Origin of the sequence: uncultured Maribacter sp. (assembly GCF_963974015.1) — a bacterium.
Classification (GTDB): domain Bacteria; phylum Bacteroidota; class Bacteroidia; order Flavobacteriales; family Flavobacteriaceae; genus Maribacter.
Genome location: NZ_CAXBBZ010000018.1, coordinates 25,708 through 38,254, shown reverse-complemented (window position 1 = coordinate 38,254; position 12,547 = coordinate 25,708). Strand labels below are relative to the sequence as shown.

Here is a 12,547-nt window from a genome sequence, read left to right as displayed (position 1 = left end):
TATGAAAAAGACAGTTGTTATTAATGTAGTAGGGTTGACCAAGCGTTTAATAGGAGAGCATACTCCGTTTATAAAATCGTTTTTAGAGAAAGGCAAAACGTCATATATAGAACCTATTTTACCTGCGGTTACATGTGCTGTTCAGTCTACTTATGTAACTGGTAAATGGCCTTCAGAACATGGTATTGTGGGTAATGGTTGGTATTTTCAAGATGAATGCGAAGTTAAATTTTGGAGGCAATCTAACAAATTGGTGCAAGGGCCTAAACTTTGGGATGATTTGAAAGAGAAACATCCGAATTTTACATGTGCGAATCATTTTTGGTGGTACAATATGTATTCTAATGTTGATTACAGTATTACCCCAAGACCGAACTATTTAGCCGATGGAAGAAAGATTCCTGATGTCTATTCATATCCGGCTAAGTTGCGAGATGAAATGCAAGATGCTTTAGGAACTTTTCCGTTGTTCGAATTTTGGGGCCCGAAAACAACTATAAATTCTTCAAAATGGATTGCTGATGCAGCACTTTTGACTGACAAGAAACACAATCCGGATCTTACATTAATATACTTACCGCATTTAGATTATAATCTGCAACGATATGGTCTTGACTTTACTATTATTTCTAAAGATCTGTTAGAGATAGATGAAGTTGTAAAAGATTTGGTGAACCATTATGAAGCATTAGATGCTAGAGTAATACTGCTTTCTGAATACGGAATTACAAATGTAAATAGGCCTATTCATTTGAATAGAATATTACGAAAAGAAGGGTATATCGCTATACGGGAAGAACGTGGTCTAGAACTTTTAGATGCTGGTGAAAGTTATGCTTTTGCAGTAGCAGACCATCAAATCGCTCATATATATTGCAAAGAATCCAGTAATATTGAAAAACTAGTAAGGTTGCTCGAATCGATTGATGGTGTAGAAAAAGTACTTTTTGGTGAAGACTTGAAAAAGTATCATATTAACCATGAGAGATGTGGTGATATTGTAGTTGTGGCTGATAAAGATTCTTGGTTCACGTATTACTTTTGGCTAGATGATGCAAAAGCACCAGACTACGCAAGAATGGTCGATATTCATAAGAAACCAGGATATGACCCAGTTGAAATGTTGACCGATCCAAAAGATAAATTGATAATGGCTAAAGTAGTCGGTAAGCTATTGAAGAAGAAACTGGGCTTTAGAACGGTGATGAATATTATCCCAATTGATGCAACTTTAATAAAAGGTTCTCACGGTCGTTTGACAGAGGATAAGGAGGATTATCCTATTTTTATTAGTAACTATACGGACGACAGAATTGAGAACACGATTACTGCTATTCAGGTACGTGATCTTATTGAAGATCACCTGTTAAACTAAATTCTGATGAATCTATTATTTAAAATACTGGGGTACTTATTTGCCATTCTTTTTATAGTGAGTGCGGCTTTGCAATACAATGATCCAGATTCTTTATATTGGATTATTATCTACGGAATTGCCGCTACTGTTTCTTTCTTGTTTGCATTGAACAAAATAGGCTATATACTTCCTTTAGCGCTAGGAGTAGTTGCTTTTATTGGGTTTTTATATCTATACCCTTCAGACTTTCAAGGATTTGATTTGAATGATGGGGATATAGAAACAGTCGAATTGGGCAGGGAAGCATTCGGTCTATTGATTATTTCAATAGTGATGCTCGTATTTGGTTTTCGTATAAAAAGAAAGTTATAAATCTAAATCGAATTCGGTTCTTAATAAATCGATTACTGGATTTTTCTCCCTAAGTTTTTCATATTTTTCTTCGGGGGTAAAAGCAAATTTTTTGGCAGTTGCTTCATTGACGCTTATGTCTAATTGAATAAAATGATTGTTCAGTTTGGCTCGTAAATGCTCCATAAGCTCAAACTGTTCACGCTCAATTTCCTTTTTCATAGTACCGTTAGGAAGCTCAATATGAATCTTAAAATCTTCTTTTAACTTAGGAATGTCGGTATTTAAGTTTGAAGCTAGTATTTTTTGTCCTTTTTGGTCTATGCTTTCAACAAATTCAGCCCAATATTTACGTAATTCTTCTTGGGTGAAAGGGTCTTTTGGTAAGTTGTTTTCGTCAATAACAACTTCGATTTTGTTTAGCTCATGCTGTTTTTTCGCATTAAGACTTGAAATGGATAGTCCTGAAACACGTTTATGGGGTAAATTTATTTTTATTTTATTCTGTGCAGGTTCTTTAGTGTTTTCTTTTTCTACAACCAGTGGAATTTCTTCAGTCTTAGTCTTATTTATGGAAGGTTCAATGACTGGAGTTGAGGTAGGTTTAGAAATTTCTGAACTCTTTTTCTCAATAGGTACAGGGCTCTGAATAGCAGTTTCGGCTGCTGGTTCTTTTTGTGAAGGTTTCGGTAACTGCTTGTAAAAAGCAGCGGGGGCAATAAAATCTATGGTTTTATTTTGAAGAGCTACTGATTCAGGATTTTTTTTTTCTCCATCAAAATCGATAGAGGCAAGTTTCATAAGAGTTAGTTCAACTAACAAGCGTTGATTTTTACTTGTTTTGTATTTTAAATCACATTCATTTGCAATTTCCAGACCTTGAAGTAAAAAGGAAGGAGATGTTCTTTTACTTTGGTCTCTATATAATTGTTGAGCCGCTTCACCTACTTCTAGCAAAATTATAGTGTCTGGATGTTGGCATACCATTAAATCCCTAAAATGCGAGGCAAGTCCAGATATGAAATGGTGTCCGTCAAACCCCAGCGATAAAGTCTTATTGAAAAGCAAAAGCAAATTTGGAATGTTATGTTCCAATATTAAATCTGTAGCTTCAAAATAGGTGTCATAATCTAAAACATTAAGATTTTCGGTAACTGCTTTTCGTGTAAGTTCAGCACCAGAAAAACTAACTACTCTATCGAAAATAGATAAAGCATCTCGCATTGCTCCATCGGCCTTTTGGGCTATAATGTGTAAAGCATCTTCTTCAGCGTTAATACCTTGATTTTCTGCTATATACTTTAGGTATTCAGCCGCATCTTTAACTGTAATTCTCTTGAAATCAAATATTTGACATCTAGAAAGTATGGTTGGTATTATCTTGTGCTTTTCTGTTGTAGCAAGAATAAAAATAGCATGTTTAGGTGGTTCTTCTAATGTTTTAAGAAAAGCGTTAAAAGCAGATTGAGATAGCATATGTACCTCATCTATTATATAAACTTTGTATTTACCTACTTGTGGTGGTATACGTACTTGATCTATAAGATTTCGAATGTCGTCAACAGAGTTATTTGATGCGGCATCCAATTCAAAAATATTGAACGCAAAATCTTCATCTTCACGTTCCGTACCATCAGAATTTATCTGTTTTGCCAAAATACGGGCACAAGTAGTTTTACCAACACCTCTTGGGCCGCAGAAAAGTAGTGCTTGTGCCAAATGATTTTGGTCAATTGCATTTTGTAGCGTATTGGTAATAGCTTGTTGCCCAACAACATCCTTAAAGGTCTGTGGTCTATACTTACGTGCCGATACGATAAATGGTTCCAAAATACTACTACATTTTAAGCTTTTACAAATATAAATATAGCGGTGAATTCTAAAGTGAAATAAGAATGGAGATCATCTTTAGTTATCAACAATTACAGTACATTTGCGCAAAGCAGGCCACCTTATCGCGGATTCTCCCGAAGCTTCGGGAGAATACGAGGAAAGTCCGGACACCATAGTGCAGTATAGCGGGTAACGCCCGTCCGCTGAAAAGTGAGGACAAGTGCAACAGAAAGCAAGTACAGTTCGGCTGTAGTGAAATCAGGTAAACTCTATACGGTGAAACGTCATGTAAATCGGTGTTTAAGGGCTGCACGCTCAAGCCGAAGGGTAGGCGGTTAGAGCCTTGGGGTAACCCCTGGCCTAGATAAATGATAAGGAATTCTGAATTTTCAGTATACAGAATCCGGCTTATGGCCTGCTTTTTTATAATTTTGATTTGAAATTATTTTTCAAAAAAGCTAAATACACTACCACCGTATTTTCGAGAATTTTTGTAATGAGGTAAGTCGGCCAAACTAGTACGGTTAGAATGCTCAATTATTAAGACTCCGTCTTCTGATAAGAGTTTATTTTCAAAAACTAATTGCGGTAGTTTCTCAAAATCGGAAAGTTCCATATCATAGAAAGGATCAGCAAAAATGATATCGAATTGTTCTTTATTGCGTTCTAAAAAAGTAAAAACATCGCTCTTTAAAGTACGAATGTTCATATCTAAAAGCGACACAGTTTTATCGATAAACTCTATACAACCTGAGTGAGCATCAATAGCAAGAACATCATTTACACCTCTAGATGCGAATTCATAACTGATGTTACCTGTACCTGAAAAGAGGTCCAACACCTTTAAATCTGGAAAATAATAACTGTTATTCAGTATGTTAAATAAGCTTTCTTTGGCCATGTCTTTTGTGGGCCTAACGGGTAATTTCTTTGGAGCCTGTAAATTACGTCCTTTATGTTTTCCTGAAATGATTCGCATTATATGGTATTGATTAAGGTGAAATCTATAAATTTCGATTCAGGTCCACTTAATTTTATTAATTGAGGTGAGGACGGGGTGAATATGCTAATATTCTGAATATAGGAAAAACATAACTGAAATATTGGGTCATCTTCTTCAATCGATCCAAAAAGCTTTACTACTGCAGTTTTTGGGTCTAATTCAAGCTGTTCTAGAACAAATAGTAGATAATAAGCAAAGTCTTCTTTTGTATCGTAGAGAAAGCTATTGTAAAGTAATAATTTACGCTGGTCAAGAACAGTAATATCTAACTGGTTCTTATTTATATGAACATAACATATAGTTTCATTATTTTGATTCTGGTTATTCATTAATGACTGCAAAATAACTGTGCCGTTATGCATATAGGTAAACTCTCCAAAAAGCTCATAGATATAATTATTGATGTTCATGTATGGTACATACACATTAACCAATTCATGGTTTTCAACTATATCGTAAGAAAGTACATCTGAAGCTAAAACCTTCGCATTTAATTTAAGATATTCTAAAAGATGATCTGCGTTGAATAATGATTTTGGCACTAGACCAAATAGGGTATTTCGATGAACAACAACTACTTCATCAAATTGTATTGTGTTAAGCTGATGTTCTTGAAAAAGTTTTTTCAATTCATCTAAAACCACCATGGGATTTTTTTCTTCTATAAAATCGACATTATCGGAAAAGAGTAATTTTTGTAAAACAGTATCTGCTACACAAAAAGAAAGTCCATTCAAGCTAACCTGAATGGACAATTTCTTAAAAGTTTTATCCGCTATATCTAAACCGCTATTGATCGTTTTTCTTGTCATAAATAGGAGGCCAGTTACCACTGGTACTTACTTCGTCTAAAGAACCAACTCTAATTGACGGTCCGTTAACTTCTTCTACACTTAAAGCTGCATTTTCACGTGCCAATAAATCTTTTGGCTGATCATAAAGTATTACATTTTTATCAACCTTAGCTTCAAATACTGGGGCTCTATAACCACTTTTTTCAACAAAAGCAGCTTTCATTTCGAATTTTTCACCGTTTGGTGCAGTAGGGACATCCATTAGGGTTTTATATCTAGAATCTTTTTTGAAAAGAGAATCTTTTACAGAAACGAATCCTAATGTGTCAATGATTTTTACTTCTTTTAATAAATCGATGCCATATGCTTTATCGAATTCCATGAAAGAAGAATCTCTTTGTTGGGTAATTACATATTTACCGGTATCGATAAAACGAATAAGACTATTAAAGTCATTTGCGTATTTGCCATTTACAGTTTTGTAGGCATCCTGAGAATTTCGAATGTCTTTTAATTTAGCTACTACTTGAGCATAACGCTCTTGTTTAACTTCTTTAAACTTAATTGGTCCAGTGATGGAATTATAAATTAGGTATCCTAAAGCGATACACCCAACCCAAAGTACAATTTGTATAATGGTCTTCATTTTGTATGTGTTATTTTAATTTAGTGGTCTTCACAAATCTACAATTTTTTTTTAATCGTAAAAGTTTTTGGCCTAAAAATCATCTTTATCTTTGAGGGCTCATGAAATCAACAACTCCCGCATCATTTTATAGTTTACTGGAAACTAAATTTCCACATACGCCAACTGCCACACAATCAGTCGCTTTGCAAAAATTAGCAGAGTTTACATTGTCTTCAATAAAAGATGAAGTTTTTTTGTTAAAAGGTTATGCCGGTACAGGAAAGACTACTTTAATAGGTACTTTGGTGAACAGTCTTTGGAAAGTTCAGAAGAAAGCTGTGCTAATGGCTCCTACTGGTAGAGCAGCTAAAGTAATGTCTAATTACTCAAATACCCAAGCATTTACCATCCACCGAAAAATATATTTTCCAAAAAAACAAAGTGGGGGCGGAGTGCAATTCGTATTAGCGCCGAACAAACATAGGGATACCTTGTTTATTGTAGATGAAGCATCAATGATACCAGATACAGCAGCCGATTCTAAACTGTTTGAAAATGGTTCGTTATTAGATGATCTAATGATGTTCGTTTATTCTGGCCATAAATGTAAGTTGTTATTGATTGGCGATACGGCGCAATTACCTCCGGTACATTTAGTGTTGAGCCCGGCATTAGATGCTGATAAGCTTTCATTGAATTACAATAAAGAAGTAATTCAATTAGAATTAAACGAGGTAGTAAGACAAGCTGGCGGTTCAGGAATTTTAGCCAATGCAACTTTGTTAAGAGAACAATTGCAAGGTGATTTCTTCGATGACTTTAAGTTTGATGTAAGCCCATTTACGGATATAGTTAGATTAATTGATGGAAATGAGATACAGGAAGCCATCGATAGTTCTTATTCAGAGAACGGTAAAGAAGAAACAGCTTTTATAGTAAGGTCTAATAAAAGAGCGAATCTATATAATCAGAACATACGGGAAAGAATATTATTCTTAGAAAATGATATAGCTGTTGGCGATTTCATGATGGTTGTCAAGAATAATTATTATTGGCTAAAACCAAGCTCTGAAGCTGGCTTTATTGCCAATGGGGATATTATTGAAGTTTTAGAGATTTTTGATATTAAGGAAATCTACACTTTTAAATTCGCAGAGGTAAAAGTTAAAATGGTAGATTATCCAAATATGGCTCCTTTCGAAACTGTATTATTATTAGATACTATTGCGGCAGAGTCACCTTCATTATCTTATGAAGATGGTAATAGGCTTTACCAGGAGGTTATGAAAGACTTTGCTCATGAGAGTTCTAAGTATAAAAAATTCTTAGGTGTAAAGAACAATAAATATTTTAACGGACTCCAAGTTAAATTTTCATATGCTATAACCTGTCATAAATCGCAAGGTGGTCAATGGAATACGGTTTTTGTTGAACAGCCCTACCTGCCAAATGGTATTGATAAAGAATATTTGCGATGGTTATATACAGCGGTGACCAGAGCAAAAAACAAATTGTATCTTATCGGCTTTAAAGACGATTTTTTTGTTGATTAATAAAAGATTATTTTAGTGATTATGGATATAGGAAATTATCGAATCTATATTAGATTATAGCATGACAACCGAAACAATTTTAAGTATATTTTTAGGAATAGGATTAGCCGCTTCAGTAGGATTTAGGGTTTTTTTACCCTTATTTGCATTGAGCTTAGCATCCTATTTTGGAGTTTGGGACTTAAACGAAAACTGGCAGTGGATAGGAAGTTTGGTGGCAGTTCTAACTTTAGGTGTAGCCACTTTATTAGAAATATTCGCTTATTTTATTCCTTGGTTCGATAATTTATTAGACAGTATTGCTGTACCCTTAGCGGCTATAGCAGGTACTGCTGTAATGGTATCAACTGTTGCCGATTTAGATCCCGTAATAACATGGTCTTTAGCAATAATTGCTGGTGGTGGTACGGCAACCGCAATAAAAGGGGCAGGCGCAACCGGTAGATTGGCATCAACCGCAACAACCGGTGGTTTGGCAAATCCCGTCTATGCATCTATCGAAACAGGTACAGCGATGGTAGTAACGGCAGCATCTATTTTTGCCCCGATATTAGCCGCGATACTGGTCATCATTATCTTGGTAATAATTTTTAGGATTTATAGAAGCATACGTCCAAGAACAAAAACATAAAATAGATTTAGTTGAAAATAATAGCAATGATTCCTGCCCGTTATGCGGCATCCAGATTTCCTGCAAAATTAATGCAAGATTTGGCCGGTAAACCGGTCATTTTACGAACCTATCAAGCTGCAATACACACCAAATTGTTCGATGAGGTTTATGTAGTAACCGATAGTGAAATCATATATGATACTATAGTTAAAGAAGGTGGTTTGGCTATAATGAGTAAAACAGAACATGATTGCGGTAGTGATCGTATTGCAGAGGCGGTAATGCAAATGGATGTTGATATTATTGTTAATGTACAGGGAGATGAGCCTTTTACAGATCGCGAAAGTTTAGAAGGTGTATTAAATGTATTTGAAAGTGATATTCATAAAGAAATCGATTTAGCCTCTTTAATGGTTAAGATTACCGATGAAGAAGAGATTAATAATCCAAATACGGTAAAAGTAATCGTTGATAATAGAAATTTTGCGTTATATTTTTCGAGGTCACCAATACCTTATCCTAGGGCCAAAGACGCAAATACAACTTATTTTAAGCATAAAGGAATATATGCATTTAGAAAAAGTGCTTTGATGGATTTTCAACGATTACCAATGCTACAATTAGAAGCAACCGAAAAAATTGAGGCCATACGCTATTTAGAATATGGAAAGAAGATTAAAATGGTAGAAACCCATGTTCAAGGAATTGAAATAGATACACCAGAAGATTTAAAGAAAGCACAGGCCGCATGGAAATAAATTTTGATGGAATAAATGTTATTGGTTTCGATGCCGATGATACGTTATGGGTTAATGAGACTTATTTTAGGGACACCGAAAATAAGTTTGCAGATTTATTGGAAAAATATGAGACCAAGAATAAAATTGACCAAGAGCTATTTAGGACAGAGATAAAAAATCTTGACTTGTACGGCTATGGAATAAAGGGTTTTATGTTATCTATGATAGAATGTGCGTTAGATCTATCGAATAATGATGTTTCTTCTAAAACAATAGGCGCTTTGTTAGATTTAGGAAAGGAGATGATTTCACAGCCTGTAGAATTATTGAATGGCGTTGAAGAGGTTTTGAAGAGTTTGAAAGATAAGTACCGACTAATAGTTTTAACCAAAGGAGACCTATTAGATCAGGAACGTAAATTAGAGAGATCCGGACTTTCTGAGTATTTTCATCATGTTGAAGTGTTGAGTGATAAGAAGGAGAAAAATTATAGCGATTTGCTTGAGCATTTGCAAATATCGCCAAGTGAGTTTTTAATGATTGGTAATTCTTTAAAATCTGATGTATTGCCTTTGGTAGAAATAGGAGCACGTGCCATACATGTACCTTTTCATACTACTTGGGAACATGAAGAAGTTAAAGAACCAATTGAGAATAACGGTTACATGACAATTTCTACCTTGACCGATATTCTGGAATATGTTTAATACTAATGGAAGTAAAAAAAGAAAAGGCATTGAAGAATATACCAACTAAAGCTTCACAGGAATATCGAAATTTTCCGATGGTACCTAGAGTAGTCTATGGTAAAGGTAGTTTCAATACCCTCGGCGATATCTTAATGCCCAAACGGAAGCATTCAGAAGCTCCAATGATATATTTGGTTGATGATGTTTTTGAAGGTAGTGAGCTAATTAATCGAATTCCAACTATATTCTCTGATCAAATCATTTTAATTTCAGCGGAGGAAGAGCCAAAAACAAATCAGGTAGATGCTTTGGTCAGCATAATCAGAGAGAAGTTTGCCGAATTACCTTCAGGTATTATTGGTATAGGGGGCGGTACTTTATTAGACTTGGCCAAAGCGGTTGCTATAATGTTAACCAATAAGGGAAGTGCTTCAGAATATCAAGGTTGGGACTTGGTTCATAAGCAATCAATTTACCATGTCGGTATACCTACAATTAGTGGCACGGGTGCTGAAGTTTCAAGAACAACCGTACTTTTGGGCCCAGAAAAAAAGTTAGGAATAAATTCAGATTTCACCACATTTGACCAGGTTGTTTTGGATCCAGAACTAACATTAGGAGTACCAAAAGAACAGTGGTTTTATACAGGGATGGATTGTTTTATTCATTGCATTGAATCTCTTAATGGAACATTTTTAAATGCCTTTAGCAAAAGTTATGGTGAGAAATCTTTAGAGCTCTGTAAAGAAGTATTTCTTGAGGATATCTCAGAGTCTGAAAGTAGGGAAAAGCTAATGATGGCATCTTGGCATGGCGGTATGAGTATAGCTTATTCTCAAGTAGGCGTAGCCCATGCAATGAGTTATGGCTTAGGATACGTTTTAGGAATTAAGCACGGTATAGGTAATTGTCTTGTTTTTCAATATCTCGAAGAGTTTTATCCGCAGGGTGTTGCACTATTTAATAAAATGCTTACCAAACATCAAATTGTATTGCCAACAAACATTTGTTCTAATTTATCTGATTCTGAAATGGAAACAATGATTTCTGTGGCTATGGGTATGGAGCCATTATGGGAAAATGCATTAGGAGAAAACTGGAAGTCTTTAATAACGGTCGAAAAACTAAAAGCTATTTATCAAAAGATATAATCACGTATAGTCTTAGTCTTTTAAATATTTCTGTTGAGATAATCTAATAGTAAATAGGTGCAATTACAATATGCGAAAAATAGCAAAATTTATTTATTTCAAAATCCTAGGATGGAAACTTAAAGGAGAATTTCCTTCACATTTGAATAAATTCGTGGCTATAGTAGTGCCACATACGAGTTGGTGGGATTTTCTTTTAGGCTTGTTAGTACGAGAAGTATGGAATGAAGAAGTTAATTATATCGGTAAGAAAAGCCTATTTGATTCACCCTTTGGCTGGTTCTTTAGGTGGACAGGTGGTGCACCCATAGATCGATCAAAAACCAATGACACGGTAAAGGCAACAGCACAGATATTTAACGAAAGAAAAAAGTTCAGGTTATCATTATCTCCCGAAGGAACTAGGAAGAAAGTAGAGAAATGGAAAACAGGTTTCTATTTTATAGCTAAAACTGCAAATGTGCCCATTGTATTGGTTGCGTTCGATTATGGAAAAAAAGAAGTAAAGATTTCTGAACCAGTTTACCCAACAGAAAATCAAGAAGCAGATTTTGAAAAATACCATGCTTTCTTTGAAGGGGTAGAGGGTAAACATAAATAGAGTTTACTAGTTTACTTCAATCAAAATTTTATACCCTTCTAATACTTTATTAGTTTAAAAATCGACAAATAGTCATTTTTGTAACATTAAAAATAAAACCTATTGAACTTCTTATCATAAGTAGCTAAATGACCTTCGATTGGTTTACTTGTTGAACGTATTACATCTTAAAGTAAAATATTAAAAAACAGGTTTTTAGGTTAATAGTTATTAGACGAAGGTTCGCTTTTGGGAAGCTGATTTTTTTTAAAAAATTACATTTTTAGCTATTCTTCAATAGAATTAAACAATTCTCAAATCATCATCATCATCTTCTTCTTCTAGATTTTTTGAAAAAATAATATACGCGGTAGGCTAGTATTAAATGTGAAATATAGCGCTTCCTTAAGATGTAAGAATTGTTTATCGGTTGCCTTGAATATTTTATTGTCCAAGAATAAGGTTGTTTGTCCTATTAACCGAACAGTATATCGAAAAAACCACCGTTCAAGATTTATGCGTTAAAAAATAATCCATATTTTCAAAGAATTGAATTAAACTATATTCAACTGGTCTTCTCCCTTTTTTATAATTCGATGGACTCGTTGTATAGCTATTAGTTTTATTCAAACCCACTGCTTACTTGAAATTGGTCTAGTTATCTATTAACCTAAAATAACTAGAATGGAAAAAAATTACCCAAGACGTCTTTTTCTTGGTAGGTCTTTGTTGGTGGCAACAGGTCTAATTTGTGTTCCAACAGGAGCAATTGCAAAAGAATTAGGTTCTAATAGCGCACCTTTTAAAGGTTATACCCCTTATACAGATGTTAAAACAGATTTACGAACTTCCTTTTTAGGTAAAGAAGTATCGGTATCTGGTAAAATATATGATGCCACAGGAAAAACTACTATTACAAATGCCTTGATAGAGGTATGGCATTTATCTCCAGAAAAACAGGTTTATAAACATCGTGGTAAAATGTTTACCGATGATGACGGCTCTTATCAGTTTATTACTGACTGGCCAAACCGTGAACTAGGAAAACAACACCGTATTTATTTTAAGGTTTCTAAAAATAAAAATATTGTTTTTACAGAATTGATTTTCAACGATTTTGGTGCACATATTACAGACAAACATTGGGAGCAAAATCAGCAATTGGCTGAAAATCTTCGTTTTCCTAAATTCAGTACATTTTTAAACAAATCGACAATCGATTTTAATATTTCAATCAACCAATAAACTAAAAAAC

Annotated in this window: 13 protein-coding genes and 1 other RNA gene; 10 read left to right on the top strand and 4 right to left on the bottom strand. The window is 34.4% G+C overall.

Translation table 11 applies throughout. The features are described 5' to 3' along the window. Position 1 precedes the first annotated feature (1 nt). The gene (locus AACZ41_RS16040) at positions 2 to 1,375 is read left to right on the top strand and encodes a nucleotide pyrophosphatase/phosphodiesterase family protein (RefSeq protein ID WP_339629617.1); all 1,374 of its coding nucleotides are present in this window, start codon (positions 2 to 4) and stop codon (positions 1,373 to 1,375) included. Positions 1,376 to 1,381: 6 nt separating this feature from the next. Continuing rightward, on the top strand, positions 1,382 to 1,729 hold the full coding sequence (locus AACZ41_RS16035) for a transmembrane 220 family protein (RefSeq protein WP_339629616.1): 348 nt from the start codon (positions 1,382 to 1,384) through the stop codon (positions 1,727 to 1,729). On the opposite strand, the gene AACZ41_RS16030 is transcribed toward AACZ41_RS16035, so the two are convergent. Then, the gene (locus tag AACZ41_RS16030) at positions 1,724 to 3,538 is read right to left on the bottom strand and encodes a DNA polymerase III subunit gamma/tau (protein WP_339629615.1); all 1,815 of its coding nucleotides are present in this window, start codon (positions 3,536 to 3,538) and stop codon (positions 1,724 to 1,726) included. The genes AACZ41_RS16035 and AACZ41_RS16030 overlap by 6 nt on opposite strands. A gap of 109 nt (positions 3,539 to 3,647) precedes the next feature. Here AACZ41_RS16030 and rnpB point away from each other — a divergent pair. Then, positions 3,648 to 3,967, top strand: an RNA gene (gene rnpB / locus AACZ41_RS16025) — RNase P RNA component class A. Positions 3,968 to 3,983: 16 nt separating this feature from the next. On the opposite strand, the gene AACZ41_RS16020 is transcribed toward rnpB, so the two are convergent. The 3 genes from AACZ41_RS16020 to AACZ41_RS16010 are packed head-to-tail and all read right to left on the bottom strand — an operon-like array spanning position 3,984 to position 5,984. Continuing rightward, positions 3,984 to 4,520, bottom strand: coding sequence for an RsmD family RNA methyltransferase (locus AACZ41_RS16020; protein ID WP_339629614.1), 537 nt, complete (start codon positions 4,518 to 4,520; stop codon positions 3,984 to 3,986). After that, positions 4,520 to 5,356, bottom strand: coding sequence for a DUF3822 family protein (locus tag AACZ41_RS16015; protein ID WP_339629613.1), 837 nt, complete (start codon positions 5,354 to 5,356; stop codon positions 4,520 to 4,522). The genes AACZ41_RS16020 and AACZ41_RS16015 overlap by 1 nt, the downstream gene beginning before the upstream one ends. Then, entirely contained in the window at positions 5,334 to 5,984 is a 651-nt protein-coding gene (locus AACZ41_RS16010; protein ID WP_339629612.1) for a hypothetical protein, read from the bottom strand. Before AACZ41_RS16010 ends, AACZ41_RS16015 begins: the two co-directional genes overlap by 23 nt. A 101-nt stretch (positions 5,985 to 6,085) precedes the next feature. Between AACZ41_RS16010 and AACZ41_RS16005 the strand changes: the two genes are divergently transcribed. From AACZ41_RS16005 to AACZ41_RS15975, 7 genes are all read left to right on the top strand, one after another. Beyond that, complete coding sequence (locus tag AACZ41_RS16005; RefSeq protein WP_339629611.1) at positions 6,086 to 7,519, top strand: ATP-binding domain-containing protein; 1,434 nt, start codon at positions 6,086 to 6,088, stop codon at positions 7,517 to 7,519. Positions 7,520 to 7,580: 61 nt separating this feature from the next. After that, positions 7,581 to 8,150 (top strand): DUF4126 domain-containing protein, encoded by a 570-nt coding sequence (locus tag AACZ41_RS16000; protein ID WP_339629610.1) that lies wholly within the window; start codon positions 7,581 to 7,583, stop codon positions 8,148 to 8,150. A 26-nt stretch (positions 8,151 to 8,176) separates the two neighbouring features. Next, positions 8,177 to 8,890, top strand: coding sequence for a 3-deoxy-manno-octulosonate cytidylyltransferase (kdsB, locus tag AACZ41_RS15995; RefSeq protein ID WP_339629635.1), 714 nt, complete (start codon positions 8,177 to 8,179; stop codon positions 8,888 to 8,890). Continuing rightward, a complete protein-coding gene (locus AACZ41_RS15990) occupies positions 8,881 to 9,579 on the top strand; it encodes an HAD family hydrolase (RefSeq protein WP_339629609.1) in 699 nt (232 codons plus the stop codon). The genes kdsB and AACZ41_RS15990 overlap by 10 nt, the downstream gene beginning before the upstream one ends. A gap of 5 nt (positions 9,580 to 9,584) precedes the next feature. Beyond that, positions 9,585 to 10,712, top strand: a complete 1,128-nt coding sequence (locus AACZ41_RS15985; RefSeq protein ID WP_339629608.1) for an iron-containing alcohol dehydrogenase family protein — start codon at positions 9,585 to 9,587, stop codon at positions 10,710 to 10,712. 70 nt (positions 10,713 to 10,782) lie between these two features. Then, entirely contained in the window at positions 10,783 to 11,313 is a 531-nt protein-coding gene (locus AACZ41_RS15980; RefSeq protein ID WP_339629607.1) for a 1-acyl-sn-glycerol-3-phosphate acyltransferase, read from the top strand. A gap of 663 nt (positions 11,314 to 11,976) precedes the next feature. Then, complete coding sequence (locus tag AACZ41_RS15975; protein WP_339629606.1) at positions 11,977 to 12,537, top strand: hypothetical protein; 561 nt, start codon at positions 11,977 to 11,979, stop codon at positions 12,535 to 12,537. Positions 12,538 to 12,547: the final 10 nt, after the last annotated feature.

Excerpts from the sequence above, each read along its gene's own strand:
- AACZ41_RS16000 (WP_339629610.1), top strand. The coding sequence starts at position 7,581 with ATGACAACCGAAACAATTTTAAGTATATTTTTAGGAATAGGATTAGCC.
- AACZ41_RS16020 (WP_339629614.1), bottom strand. The coding sequence starts at position 4,520 with ATGCGAATCATTTCAGGAAAACATAAAGGACGTAATTTACAGGCTCCA.
- AACZ41_RS15980 (WP_339629607.1), top strand. The coding sequence starts at position 10,783 with ATGCGAAAAATAGCAAAATTTATTTATTTCAAAATCCTAGGATGGAAA.
- AACZ41_RS16040 (WP_339629617.1), top strand. The coding sequence starts at position 2 with ATGAAAAAGACAGTTGTTATTAATGTAGTAGGGTTGACCAAGCGTTTA.
- AACZ41_RS16010 (WP_339629612.1), bottom strand. The coding sequence starts at position 5,984 with ATGAAGACCATTATACAAATTGTACTTTGGGTTGGGTGTATCGCTTTA.
- AACZ41_RS15985 (WP_339629608.1), top strand. The coding sequence starts at position 9,585 with ATGGAAGTAAAAAAAGAAAAGGCATTGAAGAATATACCAACTAAAGCT.
- kdsB (WP_339629635.1), top strand. The coding sequence starts at position 8,177 with ATGATTCCTGCCCGTTATGCGGCATCCAGATTTCCTGCAAAATTAATG.
- AACZ41_RS15975 (WP_339629606.1), top strand. The coding sequence starts at position 11,977 with ATGGAAAAAAATTACCCAAGACGTCTTTTTCTTGGTAGGTCTTTGTTG.
- AACZ41_RS16035 (WP_339629616.1), top strand. The coding sequence starts at position 1,382 with ATGAATCTATTATTTAAAATACTGGGGTACTTATTTGCCATTCTTTTT.
- AACZ41_RS16005 (WP_339629611.1), top strand. The coding sequence starts at position 6,086 with ATGAAATCAACAACTCCCGCATCATTTTATAGTTTACTGGAAACTAAA.
- AACZ41_RS16015 (WP_339629613.1), bottom strand. The coding sequence starts at position 5,356 with ATGACAAGAAAAACGATCAATAGCGGTTTAGATATAGCGGATAAAACT.
- AACZ41_RS15990 (WP_339629609.1), top strand. The coding sequence starts at position 8,881 with ATGGAAATAAATTTTGATGGAATAAATGTTATTGGTTTCGATGCCGAT.